This is a genomic window from Streptomyces sp. WP-1 (assembly GCF_030450125.1).
Classification (GTDB): Bacteria; Actinomycetota; Actinomycetes; order Streptomycetales; family Streptomycetaceae; genus Streptomyces; species Streptomyces incarnatus.
Genome location: NZ_CP123923.1, coordinates 5,237,841 through 5,253,208 on the forward strand (window position 1 = coordinate 5,237,841; position 15,368 = coordinate 5,253,208).

Here is a 15,368-nt window from a genome sequence, read left to right on the forward strand (position 1 = left end):
CGTACGCGGTCGGGTCAGCGCCGGGCGCGCACCCGCTGCCAGGCGTACCCCGCCGCCGCGAGCACGACCGTCATCGTGCCGGAGGCGTAGAGCTGGACCCGGGTGTCGGGCTGCCGTGCCATCAGGACGAAGACCGCGGCCATGCCCGCGAGCGCCACCCAGGTGAGGTACGGGAACGCCCACATCCGCACCACCAGCTTCTCCGGGGCCTCGCGTTCGATGCGGCGGCGCAGCAGCAGCTGGGAGACGGCGATGAAGATCCAGACGATCAGGATCACCGCGCCGATCATGTTCAGCAGCCACGGGAAGACGTCGTCGGGCCGCCAGTAGCTGAGCAGCACGCAGACGAACCCGACCAGGCAGGAGGTGAGCACACCGATCCGGGGCACCCCGCCGGACACCTTCGCCAGCACCTTGGGGCCCTGGCCGCGCTGGACCAGGGAGTAGGCGATGCGCGAGGAGCCGTAGATGTTGGCGTTCATCGCGGACAGCAGGGCCACGAACACCACGACGTCCATCAGCCGGCCCGCGCCCGGGATGCCGAGGTGGTCCAGGGTCGCCACGTACGGGCCGCGCGCCACGACCTCCGGGTCGTTCCAGGGCACCAGGGCGACGACGACGGCCATGGAGCCGATGTAGAAGACCGCGATCCGCCACATCGCCGTCCTCACCGCGCGTGCCACGCCCCGCACCGGGTCCTCGGACTCCGCCGCCGCGATGGTGACCGTCTCCAGGCCGCCGTAGGCGAAGACCGAGGCGAGCAGGCCGATGACCAGGCCCTGGCCGCCGTGCGGCAGGAAGTGGCTGAGGTGGGCGGTGCCGGGGGAGTCCGTGCCGGGCAGCACACCGGTGAGGGCGAGCACCCCGAGCACCAGGAACAGCGAGATCGCGCCGACCTTGAGCGCGGCGAACCAGAACTCGAACTCGCCGAAGTTCTTCACGGCGGCCAGGTTCGTGCCCAGGAAGACCACCATGAACAGGGCGACCCACAGCCACTGCGGGCTGCCGGGCACCCAGCCCTGCGCGATCTTCGCCGCGCCGATGCCCTCCAGGCCCACCGCGGTGCACAGCAGCACCCAGAAGGACCACCCGGCCGCGAACCCGGCCCAGGGCCCGATCGCCCGCTCGGCGTGGGCGGAGAAGGAGCCGGAGGACGGGTACGCGGCCGACATCTCGCCGAGCATCCGCATGACCAGCATCACCAGCAGCCCGGACAGGGCGTAGGCGATCACGATGGACGGTCCGGCGGCGGCGATGCCCGCGCCCGAGCCGACGAACAGGCCCGCGCCGATCACTCCGCCGAGGGCGATCATCGACAGATGGCGCTGCTTGAGGCCGTGGGAGAGGGCCGGATCCTCCGCCAGGCGTGGCGTGTCCGAGCGGGTGGGGCTGGGCATGGGCGCGGCTCTCCCGATGCGATAGGCGGGTGTGCAATGGGCGGGCAAAAACTAACCCAGTCTGGGCGGTCCGTCCGCTCACGCGGAGAGACCGCCCAGTATCCGGACACCCGGCATTCGGAGAGTGAGACTCCGGTTACACCGCCGCGGGCTCCCGGGCGGGGGTGTCCGCCGGGGCGGGTACGGGTGTGTAGTGCGAGGCGTCGCCCTCGATGGAGTAGCTCTCCTTGCCCTCCAGGCCGACCGGGACGTCACCGGCGACGGTCACCCGGTGCAGCCGGCGCGGCAGGCCGTCGTAGTTGTCGATGGCGTAGTGCTGGGTGATCCGGTTGTCGAACAGCACCAGTTCCCGCTCCGCCCAGCGGTGGCGCAGGATGTTCTCGGGACGGGTCACGTACGACTGGAGCAGGTCCAGGATCGTGCGGGACTCGCCGGCCGACAGGCCCACGATCCGCTGGGCGAACCCGCCGACGAACAGCCCGCGCTCCCCGGTCAGCGGGTGGACGCGGACCACCGGGTGGGCGGTGCGGAAGGTGATCGAGGTGAACTGGGCGCGCTGGGCCGCCCTCTCCGCGTCGATCTCCTCGTCCGGCACCGCGTAGTCGTAGTCGTTGGTGTGCTCGGCCCACAGCGTGTCGGCGAACCGGCGCAGCGGCTCGGGCAGATCGCGGTAGGCGGCGGCCGTGTCGGCGATCAGGGTCTCGCCGCCGTACGGCGGGATGGTGATCGAGCGCAGGGTGCTGGCCTGGGGCGGGTTGAGGACGAAGGTGACGTCCGTGTGCCAGTGGTTGGCGCGGCCCCGCTCGCTGTCCACGGGCAGCACGTTCGGGGCGCCCTCGACGGCGCCGACCGTCGGATGGGCGGTGGTCAGCGCGCCGAAGTGCCGGGCGAACGCCTGCTGGCCCGCGTCGTCCAGGCCCTCGGCGGCGAAGACCAGCGCCTTGTGGACGTTCAGCGCCTCGCGGATGCCGGTCACCTCCTCAGCGGTGAGCGGCCGGGTGAGGTCGACGCCCGAGACGCGGGCGCCGATGCGCGCGGTGACCTTGGTGATCTCCAGGGACATGGGGGTTCCTCTCCGAAGGGGGATGTCAGGCGAAGGCGGGGGACAGGTGCTGGTTCGCGGGGCGCGGCAGGCCGTAGCGCTCGCGCAGGGTCCGCCGCGGGCCGTACTCCGTGCGGAACAGGCCCCGGGCGCGCAGGATCGGTACGACGTGGTCCACGAAGGCGTCCAGGCCCGAGGGCAGCACGGGCGGCATGATGTTGAAGCCGTCGGCCGCGCCCCGGGTGAACCAGGTCTCGATGCGGTCGGCGATCTGCTCGGGCGTCCCGGCGAAGGTCTGGTGCCCGCGCCCGCCGCCGAGCCGGCCGATCAGCTGCCGCACGGTGAGCCGCTCGCGCCGGGCCAGCTCCACCACCAGCGTGTACCGGCTCTTGGCGCCCTCGACGGCGGACTCGGGCGGCAGATCGGCGGGCAGCTGCCGGTCCAGACGCAGTGAGCCGGGGGCGAGCTGAAGCAGGCCCTCCAGCCGCCGCAGCCCGTGCTCGGGCACGATGTGGTCGTCCAGGACCTGCTCGTTCGCCCGCGCCTCGGCCTCCGTGGAGCCCAGGACGGGCACGATCCCGGGCAGCACCTTGAGGTGCCCGGGGTCGCGCCCGGCCCGCTCGGTGAGGTCCTTGATGTCCGCGTAGAAGGACTGCGCGTCGGCGAGGGTCTGCTGCGCGGTGAACACCGCCTCCGCGTACCGCGCCGCGAACGCCTTGCCGTCCGCCGAGGAGCCCGCCTGCACCAGCAGCGGGTGACCCTGCGGGGAGCGCGGCACGTTGAGGGCGCCCGCGACCCGGAAGTACGGCCCCTCGTGCCGGGGCGGATGGATCTTGCCGTCGTCGCCCCAGACACCGGCCGCCTTGTCGGCGACGATCGCGTCGTCCTCCCAGCTGTCCCACAGCTTCCGCGCCACATCGAGGAACTCGGCGGCCCGTGCGTACCGTTCGGCGTGCGCGGGCTCCTGCGCCAGGCCGAAGTTGCGGGCCGCCTCCGCGCCGGCGGTGGTGACGATGTTCCAGCCCGCCCGGCCGCCGCTGACGATGTCCAGCGAGGCGAGTCTGCGGGCCAGGTTGTAGGGGGAGTTGTAGGAGGTGGACGCGGTCGCGATCAGGCCGATGTGCTTGGTGGCCGTCGCCAGCGCCGTCAGCAGGGTCAGCGGCTCCAGGGCACCGGCCGGACGCTGGCCGAGGTCGCCCCACAACTGGGGGCTGTCGGCGAGGAACAGGCTGTCGAAGGTGCCGCGTTCGGCGGTCTCGGCGAGCCGCACGTAGTGCCGCAGGTCGACATGCGCGTACGGATCGCTCTCCGGGAGCCGCCAGGACGCCTCGTGGTGGCCGGTGCTCATCAGGAACGCGTTCAGGTGGAGTCGGCGGGTGGTCATCGGTGGTCCTCCGTGACACCGAGGGCGGCGAGCAGCCGCTCCCGGTACTCGCCCAGGACCGGCTCCCGGTAGGAGCGCGGGTGGGGACGGTCGATGGTCAGATCGAGGCCGATACGGCCCCGCTCCAGGACGAGGACCCGGTCGGCGAGCACGATCGCCTCGTCCACGTCATGGGTGACGAGCAGCACGGAGGGCCGGTGGCGCTCCCACAGCTCGCGCAGCAGATGGTGCATCCGGATCCGGGTCAGCGCGTCCAGCGCCCCGAACGGCTCGTCCGCCAGCAGGAGTTCGGGCTCGCGCACCAGGGCACGGGCCAGCGCGGCCCGCTGCGCCTCACCGCCGGACAGCTCGCCCGGCCAGGCCCGCTCCCGCCCTTCGAGGCCGACCTCCGCGAGGGCGGCCCGGCCGCGCCGTGCCGCGTCCTTCCCGTCCAGGCCCAGCAGCACGTTGTCCAGCACCCGGCGCCACGGCAGCAGCCGGGAGTCCTGGAACACCACCGAGACCTGCCTCGGCGCCGCGACCTGCCCGGACCCGGCCACCCCGTGATCCAGCCCGGCGACGGCCCGCAGCAGGGTGGACTTCCCGGACCCCGAGTGCCCGAGCAGCGCCGTGAACTGTCCGGCGGGCAGTTCGAGATCGATGCCGTCGAGGATCGTACGGTCCCCGAACGAGCGGTGCAGGGACCGCAGTTGGACGGCGGTGGCGGGCCGGGTCAGCTGCTCAGTGTGCGGCGCCATGACAGCACCCTCCGTTCGACGAGACGGACCGCGCTGTCGGAGACCAGGCCGAAGACGCCGTAGATCAGCAGGCCGACGAGGATGGTGTCGGTACGGCCGTAGTTCTGCGCCTGGAACATCAGGTAGCCGAGCCCGCTGGTGGCGTTGATCTGCTCCAGCACCACCAGGCCCAGCCAGGAACCGGTCACCCCGAGCCGCAGCCCCACGAAGAAGCCGGGCAGCGCCCCCGGGATCACCACCTGCCGCACGAAGCCGAGCCTCGACAGGCCCTGGACCTCGGCCAGTTCGACATAGCGGCTGTCGATGCCGGCCAGCGCGGCGTGCGTGTTCAGATAGACCGGGACGTAGACGACGATCGCGATGATGGCGATCTTGAAGGTCTCCCCGATGCCCAGCCAGAGGATGAACAGCGGGATCAGGCCGAGGGTCGGGATCGCCCGGTTGAGCTGCACGGTCCCGTCGATCAGCGCCTCCCCGGTGCGGCTGAGCCCGGACACCAGCGCCAGCAGCACCCCGGCGACCAGCCCGATCGTGAAGCCGCACGCGGCCCGGCGCAGCGAGGTCAGCACATCGGTGGGCAGGGTGCCGTCGGTCCACAGACGGCCGAGGGTGCGCAGCACCGTCCAGGGCGCGGGTATCGCGGCCGGGTCGAGCTGCCCGGCGGCCGAGGCGATCGCCCAGGCGGCCAGCACCACCAGCGGTCCGGCCAGCCGGGCGGCGGGCAGCCGGCGGCCGGGGGAGAGGCGGCGCCGCCGGCGCACCGGGGGCAGCTCGCCGGATCCGGTGGCGGGTGCGACGGCCGGCGTCGTGGTCACGGCGGTCACCTCCGGTACTCCTCGGGTACGGCCCGGGCGGCGATCGCCTCGAAGCGGTGGTCGAACAGCCCGGTCACGTCGGTGCTCTTCACGAAGCCGCCCTCGGCGAGCAGATCGGCGGTCTCCTGCTCCCACTTGATCGCCTCGTCCCAACTCGGCGGGAACAATGGCTTGTTGGCGAGCGCGGTGATGGACTTCGCCTGCGGGAGGGTCAGGTTCTGCGTCTTGACGTAGAACTCCTCGTTCCACTGGTCCGGGTGCTCGTACTGCCACACCTGGCCCCTGGCCCACTGCGGGATGTACGCGGCGATCGCGGCGGCCTTGGCGGGATCGTTCAGCGCGGCCTGCGGCGCCCAGAGCAGATTGAGCAGGTCGACCACGTCGGTGGTGACGGTGCGGGCGCCCTTTCCCGCGTACTGCTTGAGGTAGGCGGGCGCCTGGCTGTTGGCGAGCGGGGCCACGTCCACCTGCCCGGACTGGAGGGCGGTCAGGAACTGGTTGCTGGTCAGCGGCACCAGTTTCGCGTCGTCGTACGCCAGGCCCGCCTTCTTCAGGGCCCGCAGCAGGACCACGCCCTGCGCCTGCCCCTGCGAGAAGGCGAGCCGCTTGCCCTCGAAGTCGGCCACGGTACGGATGTCGCTGCCGGGCCGGGTCGCGAACAGGTAGTTCGGCCTGCGGGTCAGCTCGATCGCCACGATCTTCGCCGCGAGCCCCTGGAACTGCGCCTGGATCGGCGGGATGCCCGCGTTGTTGGCGACGTCCAGGGACCTGGCCCGGAAGGCGTTGATGACATCGGGCCCGGCGCCGATGTTCACCCAGTCGGACACGGTGAACGGCAGCGGCGGGAACTTCCCCAGTCTGAACTGGAGTTGCTCCACACCCTGGTACGAGGTGATCTTCAGGCCGGTCCCGGCGGGGACCTCGGCCGCGAGGGGCCGGGTGGCCGCGGCGCCGCCGGTGTCGGCGGTGGCCACGCCCTTGGCGCAGCCGTCGAGTCCGGCGACGGCGGCGGACGCGCCCAGCAGGGAGGTGAGAAAGAGGCGACGGTGCATGGGGGTCTCCCGGAAAGAGCCGGTCAACGAAGAAATCCGGTCAACGGAAACGCGGAGATACACGGAGAAACGCAGGGAAACTCGGAGAAATATGAGAAGCCCTGGGAGATTCACGGCAACACGCGCGTCACGCGCGGCAAACTGTCAGCAACAGAAGGCGTGACAGTCGGTTCGACAGCTCGTGAAGGGGCTCATGACCAGCATGTTCCAGGTCCCGTGCGACCCGTGTCAACATTCCGAGTTTCTGAATTAAATACCCTCAGGTGAGGCGGCCAGCGGATCCCGGAACAACGCGTCGAGCAGCACCGAACCACCCGCGACCGCGAGTACGGAATCCGGGAAACTCGTCGCCCGCACCGACGCGCTGCGGGAATCACCGGCCGCCTCCCGCAGCGCGTCGAGGCACTCCTCGAAGTGGATGACCCCCACCTCGGTGACCACGACCGTCTCCGGGTTGAGCACATCGAGCAGCAGCGCGGCCGCCCGTCCCGTCGCCCGCGCCCGCTCCACCAGCAGCCGCCGGGCCACCGCGTCGCCGGCCGCCGCCGCGGCCACGACATGCATCGGATTCGCCGAGTCGGTGACCCCGGCCGCGCGCGCCCTGCGGCACAACGTCCGCTCTCCCAGCTCCACCTGGAGGCAGCCGGTACGACCGCACGGGCACGGCTCGGTGCCGCCGGGCACCGGCAGATGCGCGATGGCGCCGGCCGCGGACCGGGGGCCGTGGTGCACCTCGTCATGGGTGGCGAACGCCGCGTCGACCACATTGCCCACGAACAGATGCAGCACGCTCCGGCTGCCCCGGGCCCGCCCGAACAGACGCTCCCCGTTCACCAGCGCCCGCGCGTGCCCGTCGACCTCGACCGGCAGACCGGTACGGGCGGCGAGCAGCTCCCGCACCGGCACCTCCCGCCAGCCCAGCAGCTCGTGCTCCACCACGGTGCCCGTCTCCCGGTCCACCCAGCCGCCGACGGCGACCCCGACCCCCAGCGGGCGCCGCCCGGGCGCCTCGGCGAACAGCGCGGCGAGCCCCTCGGCGGCCCGCGCCAGCACCCGCCCGGGATCGGTCCGGTCATGCTTCAGCTCGCGCCGGGCCAGCACCCGGCCGCGCAGATCCAGCAGCGCCACGGTGGTGTACGGCACCGCCACATGCACCCCGCCCACCACGAACCGGGCGTCGTCCAGCTCGATCGGCACATGCGGCCGGCCCACCTGCCGCGAGCGGCGCGGCGCCGGGGACTCCCTGATCAGCCCGAGCCCGGCGAGCCGCGCACAGTGCTCGGTCACCGACGCCGGGGAGAGGCCGGTCAGCCGCGCCACCGTGCTGCGCGCCACCGGGCCGTGCTCCAGCACGGACCGCAGCACGGAACTGGCACTGGTGCGCCGCCGGTCGCGCTCGGCGGCGCGGGGCACGGGGGAGACAAGGGTGGACGCCGCACTGCGGGGCATGGAGAACCGTCCTCGGGACCGGAGCCGGTACATCGGAAGACCGGAAAGGACGAGGCGGCGCCGAGCGGCGGGCCGCCCCTATCCCGAACGACGACAGGTGGCCGTGCCCTGGCGCCGCAGGTCGACATAGCGACGCGACGTGAAATACCGGGCCTGCGCAACCATGCCCCCGAAGCTAGCAAACCCCCCGACCACTGCCCACCCCTCGCCCACCGACCGAGACGGCCGGGAACCCCCGCGGCGGGAGCCGCCGCCCCTTTGGTGGATCCCTACAGACCCGCAGCCGGCCCCCGAGGTCTGCTGGAGCACCCCACCTCCGTGACCGTCGTCACGCCGTACCCGGTGTGAACGGCACTCTTTGTGCGGAGCCCACCAAGCTGTCGATCAACCCTTTGTCGAGCGCTGACGGTGATCGGGTTCGGGGCGCCGGTATAGCGTCGCGATGTCCCACCTGTCCCTGCCCCCTTCACCCCGCGGAGTCCCCATGAGCACCGCCACCGTCAGCGCCCGTCCGGGTGCCGTCCTCGCCGATCTGCTGCCCGCGTCCCGCGCCCGTGACGCCGTCCTCGTGCTCGGCGGTGCCGCGCTCACCGGGCTCGCCGCCCAGCTGTCGGTGCCCGTGCCCGGCTCCCCGGTGCCGGTGACCGGCCAGACCTTCGCCGCGCTGCTGGTCGGCACCGCGCTCGGTGCCCGCCGCGGCTTCCTCTCCCTCGCCCTGTACACCGTGGCCGGCATGATCGGCGTGCCGTGGTTCGCGGAGGGCGACTCCGGCACCGGCGCGGTCTCCTTCGGCTACGTCCTCGGCATGCTGCTCGCCTCCGCCGTCGTGGGCGCCCTCGCCCGCCGCGGCGCCGACCGCTCCCCGCTGCGCACGGCCGGCACGATGATCCTCGGCTCGGCCGTCATCTACGCCGTCGGCGTCCCCTACCTGGCCCTGGCCGCCCACCTCTCCCTCGGCCAGGCGGTAGCCGCCGGCCTCGTCCCGTTCCTGATCGGCGACGCCCTCAAGGCCGCCCTCGCGATGGGTCTGCTGCCGACCGCGTGGAAGTTCGCCGGCAAGCGCTGAGCGCCCACCGGCACACGACGACGGCCGCGGGGCCCGACGAACTTCGTCGGGCCCCGCGGCCGTCGTACGTGCGAGGACCGGGTCAGCCGATGGAGACCTTGTCCGTCGCGGCCTCGGCGGCCGGCGCCGGGCGGTCGCCGGTGACCTTCTGCTTGATGAACGCGATGGCCACCACGATCGCCGCGACCAGCAGCGACAGCAGCACGGTCTCCCGGCCGTCGTGCTCGGTGTCGAAGAGCATGTACACCAGGACCGCCACGATCACCGCGGCCGCCGCCCAGGTCAGGTACGGGTACAGCCACATCCGCACGACGAGCTTCTCCGGCGCCTCGCGCTGGATGATCCGGCGCATCCGCAGCTGCGAGAAGCAGATGACCAGCCACACGAACAGGGCCACCGCACCACTGGAGTTGACCAGGAAGAGGAAGACGGTGTCCGGGAACTCGTAGTTGAAGAAGACCGCCACGAAGCCGAAGACGACCGACGCGAGGATCGCCGCCATCGGCACACCGCGCGAGGTGGTGCGGGCGAACGCCTTCGGCGCGTCACCGCGCTGGCCGAGCGAGAAGGCCATCCGGGAGGCCGTGTACAGACCGGAGTTGAGACAGGACAGCACCGCGGTCAGCACGATGACGTTCATGATCTGGCCGGCGTGCGCGATCCCGAGGGAGTTCAGCGCGGCGACGTACGAGCCCTGCTTCACCAGCGACGCGTCGTTCCACGGCAGCAGCGTGACCACGACGAGGATCGAGCCGAGGTAGAAGACACCGATACGCCAGATGATGCTGTTGGTGGCCTTGGTGACCGCGCGCTGCGGGTCCTCGGACTCACCGGCGGCCAGGGTGGCGATCTCGCTGCCCATGAAGGAGAAGACGACCAGCAGCACACCGGTGAGGATCGCTCCCGGACCGTGCGGCAGGAATCCGCCGTGATCGGTGAGGTTGGCGAAGGACGCCTTGTCGGTGTGCGCGCCCGGCAGCACACCGAAGATCGCGAGCAGGCCGACGACGATGAACGCGCCGATCGCCACGACCTTGATACCGGCGAACCAGAACTCGAACTCGCCGTAGGAACCGACCGATACGAGGTTCGACGCGGTCAGCACCAGCATCACGATGAGGGCCCAGCCCCACTGCGGCACCGCCGGTACCCAGCCCGCCAGGATCTTCGCGCCGGCCGTTCCCTCGACCGCGAGCACGACGACCCAGAAGAACCAGTACAGCCAGCCGATGGAGAAACCGGCCCAGCGGCCGAGCGCGCGGTCGGCGTGCTCGGAGAAGGAGCCGGAGGTCGGGTTGGCGGCGGACATCTCGCCCAGCATTCGCATCACGAGGACGACGAGGGTGCCGACGAGGGCGTAGGACAGCAGAATGCCCGGTCCGGCCGCGGCGATGCCGGAGCTGGAGCCGACGAACAGTCCGGCGCCGATCACACCGCCGATGGCGATCATCGTCAGGTGCCGGTTCTTGAGGCCTGCTTGAAGTCCGGAACCAGGAGGGGTCATGGACGGATTCCTTTGCGCCTGTTGAGCGGGGGTCCTCGTACGGAAACGGGGGTGCCCGTTGCGGGGTCCGGTACGGGATTCGTACGAGCGGTGTACGAGTCGGTCCAGTGAATCCGAGGCGAACGAATTCGGGAACCTCTGAATCCGGATTGTTACTTGAGGTTCCCTTGAGGTTCTATGGCCCTGCTCACATTTGACGACGAAATCCGTAGGTATCCGGGTGTCACATGAGTCACCTCCGGACTCCTTGACGGACGCCCTTCGAATGCCGTGGACCCCCGGCTGCTGCCCCGATTCCGGCGTGTCACACTCGTGTCATGCGCGTGTACCTCGGCTCCGACCATGCGGGCTTCGAACTCAAGAACCACCTCGTCGAGTGGCTCAAGGCGGCGGGGCACGAGCCCGTCGACTGCGGGCCGCACATCTACGACGCCCAGGACGACTACCCGCCCTTCTGCCTGCGCGCCGCCGAGCGCACGGCCGCCGACGCCGACGCCCTCGGCATCGTGATCGGCGGCTCCGGCAACGGGGAGCAGATCGCCGCGAACAAGGTGAAGGGCGTGCGCGCGGCGCTGGCCTGGAGCGAGGAGACGGCCTCGCTCGGCCGTCAGCACAACAACGCCAACGTGGTGGCCGTCGGTGCGCGCATGCACAGCACCGAGGAGGCGACCAAGTTCGTCGAGACCTTCCTCGGCACCCCGTTCTCCGGTGACGAGCGCCACATCCGCCGCATCGACATGCTGAGCGACTACGAGTCGACGGGCGACCTCCCCCCGGTCCCCGCCCACCACCCCCAGCAGTAGCCCTCTCCCTCCTCCACCTGCGCCCACCCCTCGCCGACGCGCTCGGCGGCGGGTGGGCGTCGTGCGTGACGGGGGACCTTCCGGACGCCGCGGGGCGGCCGGGGAGGCGGATCGCCGGCCGGCCGGATGCGGGAGGGGCGACCGGGGAACGCGCCTAGGCTGAGGGGCGAGGGCCGCCCTCCGGCCGCATGGGCCGGGTGGGCGGGCGGGAGAGAAGACGAAAGGACGGCCCGCCTTGCCGGAAGGGCACACGATTCACCGGTTGGCACAGGACTACGCCGCCCGATTCCAGGGCACGGCCCCCCGCGTCACCAGCCCCCAGGGCAAGTTCTCCGACGCCGCCGCCCTGCTGGACCGTGCCGAGCTGACCGCCACCGAGGCCCACGGCAAGCACCTGTTCCTGCGCTTCCGCGACAGCGACTGGGTCCATGTCCACCTCGGCCTGTTCGGCAAGGTCGGCTTCGGCGACGCCCCCGCGCCCCCGCCCACCGACACCGTCCGGCTCCGGCTCGCGAACGACCTGTCGTACGTCGATCTGCGCGGCCCCACCACCTGCGCCCTGATCACCGACGACGAGAAACGCGCCGTCCACCGTCGCCTCGGCCCCGACCCGCTCCGCGAGGACGCCGACCCGGCGGCGGCGTACCGCAGGATCAGCCGCAGCCGTACGACGATCGCCGCCCTGCTCATGGACCAGAAGATCGTGGCCGGCGTCGGCAACGTCTACCGCGCCGAGGTCCTCTTCCGGCACGGCATCGACCCCTACCGCGCGGGCCGCGACCTCACCCCCGCCGAATGGGACGCGATCTGGACCGACCTCGCCGCCCTGATGCGCGAGGGCGTGCGCAACAACCGGATCGACACCGTACGGCCCGAGCACACCCCCGAGGCCATGGGCCGCCCGCCCCGCGTGGACGACCACGGCGGCGAGGTCTACGTCTACCGCCGCGCCACCCAGCCCTGCCACATCTGCGGCGACCACATCCGCACCGCGGGGCTCGCCGCCCGCAATCTGTTCTGGTGCCCCACCTGTCAGAAGCGCTGACACCCCTTCGGGTGGGTTTACGGAATTCCGGTGCCTGAGCGAACCTGTGAACCCGAGCCCCGCACGGGGGACAAGCAGGACCTCCCGTGCCAACGGGCCGGTGCGATGGATAGGGTCCCGAACTAATGGCAGCAGGACGAGAGACGCGCGCGAAGGCCGACACGCTCACGGCCCGGTGGAAGATGCAGTGGCACCGGGCCCGCGTCGGGCTGCGCAGAAGCGCCGTCGACTACTTCCGCGGCGACGGCTCCGACTGGATCGCCTTCGCGGGACTCCTGCTGACCGTCCCCGTCCTCGCCGCCCTGACCCTGTTCGACTCCGTGTGGTGCTCCCCGGCCATGCTCGTCCTGCCGATCGTCGCCGGCGGGCTGCTGCTGCGCCCGGCCAGCCTGCTCGGCCTGTACGCGACGGCGGCCACCGCGCTGATCGTGGAGTCGGTACGCCTCGGCCCGTACACCGAGGGTCCCTCGCGCGTCACCCCGGGCGTCGTCCTGGTGGTGGCCGCCTGCGGTTTCTTCGGCCTGCTCACCGCCCAGTTCCGCAGCCGCGTCGGCGTGCCCTGGCGGCGCGGCGGCACCATGCTGTTCGACCTGCGCGAGCGGATCCGGGTGCAGTCCACCCTGCCCAAGCTGCCCCAGGGCTGGCACCACGAGATGGCCCTGCGGCCCGCCGGCGGCCAGTCCTTCTCCGGCGACTTCGTGGTGGCCGCCCGCACCAACGGCGGCCGCACCCTGGAGGTCGTCCTCACCGACGTCTCCGGCAAGGGCATGGACGCCGGCTCCCGCGCCCTCCTGCTGTCCGGCGCCTTCGGCGGACTGCTCGGTTCGCTGCCCCCGCACGCCTTCCTGCCCGCCGCCAACGGCTATCTGCTCCGCCAGGACTGGGACGAGGGCTTCGCCACCTCCATCCACCTCGTCCTGGACCTCGACTCCGGGGACTACGAGCTGTACTCCGCGGGCCATCCGCCGGGCCTCCAGCTCAGCGCCGGCACCGGCCGCTGGGAGGAGAAGTCCGCCGAGGGCCCGCTCCTCGGCGTCTACGACGGCGCCCAGTTCGACGCCGTCAAGGGCTCACTGCGCCCCGGCGACGTCCTGATGCTCTTCACCGACGGCCTGGTGGAGACCTCCGACCGCGACATCGTCGAGGGCATCGACCGCCTCACCGGCGAGGCCGACCGCTATGTCGCCGGCGGCTTCCACGGCGCCGCCTGGCATCTCATCGAGGCCGTCGCCAAGGACGTCAACGACGACAGGGCGCTGCTGCTGATCTGCCGCGAGTCCGCCGCCCACGCCCGCTGACGGACGACCCCCGGAGAGTGCCCGTATGACATCACCGCTCACCCTCGCCGACGTCGAGGCCCTCGCCCGTGCCGCGCACGAAGGGCAGCGGGACAAGGCGGGCCGGCCGTACGCCGAACACCTCGCCGCCGTCGCCGAGGGCGTCCGTGCCCGCGGGGGCGACACCGAGCAGATCGCGGCGGCCTGGCTGCACGACGCCGTGGAGGACGACGCGCTGAGCCGCGCCTGGCTGGCCGGGGCCGCGCTCACCCCGCGCACCAAGGCCATCGTGGACGCCGTCACGAAGCGCGCGGGGGAGGAGCCGGGGGCGTACGCCCGGCGCATCCTCGACACCCCGGGCGCGCTGCTGGTCAAGGAGGCGGACCTGGCGCACAACGCCGACCCGGACCGGCTCGCCGTACTGGACGAACCGACCCGGAGACGACTGACCGAGAAGTACACGCGGATGCGCGCCCTCCTCGGTCTCGACGCCTGACTTGCGGTCTCGGGTGCCTCAGGGCCTCGGGCCTCAGACGCCCGCCTTCACCGGCTCCCGCTCCCCGCGCTGCCGCGCGCGGGCCAGTTCGGTGGCGTCCTGGACGAAGGCCCAGGCCATCCTGGGCTCCATGGCGAAGCGGAACACCCGTTGCACCGGCTTGGTGCACAGGACGGTGACGGTGGCCACCGCGAGGACGGTGACGACGGCCGAGCCGTAGTCGCCGTAGCGCTGGGCGATGTCGAAGCCGCCGAGGAAGAGCACGCTCTTGATGACGAAGCCGTGCAGCAGATAGCCGTACAGGGTGCCCGCGCCGAGCGCGGTGAACCAGGTGCGGCGGCCCGGCACCCAGGCCAGGAAGCAGGCGGTCAGCAGCACCGCGCAGCCGAACATGGCCAGCGTCATCAGCGGCCCGATCCACCAGGGGGCGCCGAGTTCCTGGGCGGCGTTCTGGCGGTAGAACCAGTTGTCGTTCATGTGCGGCGCGGTCCACCAGCCGATGGCCAGCGCCGCCGCGAACACCGGCAGCGACAGGATCCGCATCCGGCGCGTGCGCATCAGCGCGAAGTGCTCCGGCTTCAGCAGCAGTCCGAGGACGAAACACGGCAGGAACTGGAGGATGCGGCCGAAGTCCAGGCTGTCGTCCACCCCCGGGGTGACCGATCCGATCATGGCCAGCCCGAGCGCGACCGGCAGCGGCCAGCGCACCAGCTTCCACAGCGGGCTGGTCATCCGCCACACGAACAGCGCGAGCAGAAACCACGTCAGGTAGTACGGCGAGAAGAGGTCGATCGGGCCGCCCATGTGACCGGCGTACCGCTTGAACAGCGAGTAGGCGAGCTGGAACAGCACATAGGGCACCGCGACGCCGGTGACCAGGCGCTTCAGCCGGTCGGGGCGCATGTCGAAACTGCGGGAGAAATAGCCGGAGATGACGATGAACGCCGGCATGTGGAACGTGTAGACGACGTTGTACAGGTCTTCGAGGGCCCGGTTGTCCGTCTTCAGCGGGGACCAGGAGTGCCCGATCGCCACCAGCGCGATCGCCAGGTACTTGGCGTTGTCGAAGAACGGATCGCGCTCCTTGCCGGGTCTGCCCGCCTTCGCCTGCTCCTCCTGCGCACGCTGCGGGGCACGCGGTCCGGGCACTCCATCCGCCGGCGACTGTGCCGGGGGGAGCGGCCGTGGGTTCTGGCCGGGGGACGAGGCGGCGTCAAACATCTCAGGCACCCTAGCGTCGTCGGCGGGATTTCGTAAAACCCCCCTAGTCATTCCTGGTTATCCCCTGCGTGTGCCCGGGG

At 71.6% G+C, this 15,368-nt stretch carries 14 protein-coding genes; 5 read left to right on the forward strand and 9 right to left on the reverse strand.

Annotated features, from left to right (window positions below):
• Positions 1-14: 14 nt before the first annotated feature.
• The 7 genes from QHG49_RS23060 to QHG49_RS23090 form a co-directional block, all read right to left on the reverse strand.
• Complete coding sequence (locus tag QHG49_RS23060) at positions 15-1,397, reverse strand: amino acid permease (RefSeq protein WP_145490393.1); 1,383 nt, start codon at positions 1,395-1,397, stop codon at positions 15-17.
• A 136-nt stretch (positions 1,398-1,533) separates the two neighbouring features.
• Entirely contained in the window at positions 1,534-2,460 is a 927-nt protein-coding gene (locus tag QHG49_RS23065; RefSeq protein ID WP_301491063.1) for a TauD/TfdA family dioxygenase, read from the reverse strand.
• Between the two features lie 25 nt (positions 2,461-2,485).
• The gene (locus QHG49_RS23070) at positions 2,486-3,823 is read right to left on the reverse strand and encodes an LLM class flavin-dependent oxidoreductase (RefSeq protein ID WP_301491065.1); all 1,338 of its coding nucleotides are present in this window, start codon (positions 3,821-3,823) and stop codon (positions 2,486-2,488) included.
• A complete protein-coding gene (locus tag QHG49_RS23075; protein ID WP_161220185.1) occupies positions 3,820-4,560 on the reverse strand; it encodes an ABC transporter ATP-binding protein in 741 nt (246 codons plus the stop codon). Before QHG49_RS23075 ends, QHG49_RS23070 begins: the two co-directional genes overlap by 4 nt.
• On the reverse strand, positions 4,536-5,384 hold the full coding sequence (locus tag QHG49_RS23080) for an ABC transporter permease (protein ID WP_145490404.1): 849 nt from the start codon (positions 5,382-5,384) through the stop codon (positions 4,536-4,538). The genes QHG49_RS23075 and QHG49_RS23080 overlap by 25 nt, the downstream gene beginning before the upstream one ends.
• Positions 5,381-6,427 (reverse strand): ABC transporter substrate-binding protein, encoded by a 1,047-nt coding sequence (locus QHG49_RS23085; protein ID WP_301491066.1) that lies wholly within the window; start codon positions 6,425-6,427, stop codon positions 5,381-5,383. Before QHG49_RS23085 ends, QHG49_RS23080 begins: the two co-directional genes overlap by 4 nt.
• Before the next feature lie 249 nt (positions 6,428-6,676).
• A complete protein-coding gene (locus tag QHG49_RS23090) occupies positions 6,677-7,876 on the reverse strand; it encodes an ROK family transcriptional regulator (RefSeq protein ID WP_145490409.1) in 1,200 nt (399 codons plus the stop codon).
• A 484-nt stretch (positions 7,877-8,360) separates the two neighbouring features.
• Between QHG49_RS23090 and QHG49_RS23095 the strand changes: the two genes are divergently transcribed.
• Positions 8,361-8,942: a biotin transporter BioY gene (locus QHG49_RS23095; RefSeq protein ID WP_159701352.1), complete on the forward strand. Its 582-nt coding sequence runs from the start codon at positions 8,361-8,363 to the stop codon at positions 8,940-8,942.
• An 82-nt stretch (positions 8,943-9,024) separates the two neighbouring features.
• Here QHG49_RS23095 and QHG49_RS23100 read toward each other — a convergent pair whose 3' ends face one another.
• Positions 9,025-10,446, reverse strand: coding sequence for an amino acid permease (locus QHG49_RS23100; RefSeq protein WP_145490414.1), 1,422 nt, complete (start codon positions 10,444-10,446; stop codon positions 9,025-9,027).
• A gap of 317 nt (positions 10,447-10,763) precedes the next feature.
• Between QHG49_RS23100 and QHG49_RS23105 the strand changes: the two genes are divergently transcribed.
• The 4 genes from QHG49_RS23105 to QHG49_RS23120 all read left to right on the forward strand — a co-directional run bounded on the left by QHG49_RS23105 (position 10,764) and on the right by QHG49_RS23120 (position 14,067).
• Positions 10,764-11,249, forward strand: coding sequence for a ribose-5-phosphate isomerase (locus QHG49_RS23105; RefSeq protein WP_145490417.1), 486 nt, complete (start codon positions 10,764-10,766; stop codon positions 11,247-11,249).
• Between the two features lie 235 nt (positions 11,250-11,484).
• Complete coding sequence (locus QHG49_RS23110) at positions 11,485-12,294, forward strand: Fpg/Nei family DNA glycosylase (RefSeq protein WP_145490420.1); 810 nt, start codon at positions 11,485-11,487, stop codon at positions 12,292-12,294.
• Between the two features lie 125 nt (positions 12,295-12,419).
• Positions 12,420-13,592: a PP2C family protein-serine/threonine phosphatase gene (locus QHG49_RS23115; RefSeq protein WP_145490423.1), complete on the forward strand. Its 1,173-nt coding sequence runs from the start codon at positions 12,420-12,422 to the stop codon at positions 13,590-13,592.
• Positions 13,593-13,617: 25 nt separating this feature from the next.
• The gene (locus QHG49_RS23120) at positions 13,618-14,067 is read left to right on the forward strand and encodes an HD domain-containing protein (RefSeq protein ID WP_159701349.1); all 450 of its coding nucleotides are present in this window, start codon (positions 13,618-13,620) and stop codon (positions 14,065-14,067) included.
• Positions 14,068-14,100: 33 nt separating this feature from the next.
• Here the strand turns inward: QHG49_RS23120 and QHG49_RS23125 are convergent, their stop codons facing one another.
• Positions 14,101-15,288 (reverse strand): acyltransferase family protein, encoded by a 1,188-nt coding sequence (locus QHG49_RS23125; RefSeq protein WP_159701346.1) that lies wholly within the window; start codon positions 15,286-15,288, stop codon positions 14,101-14,103.
• Positions 15,289-15,368: the final 80 nt, after the last annotated feature.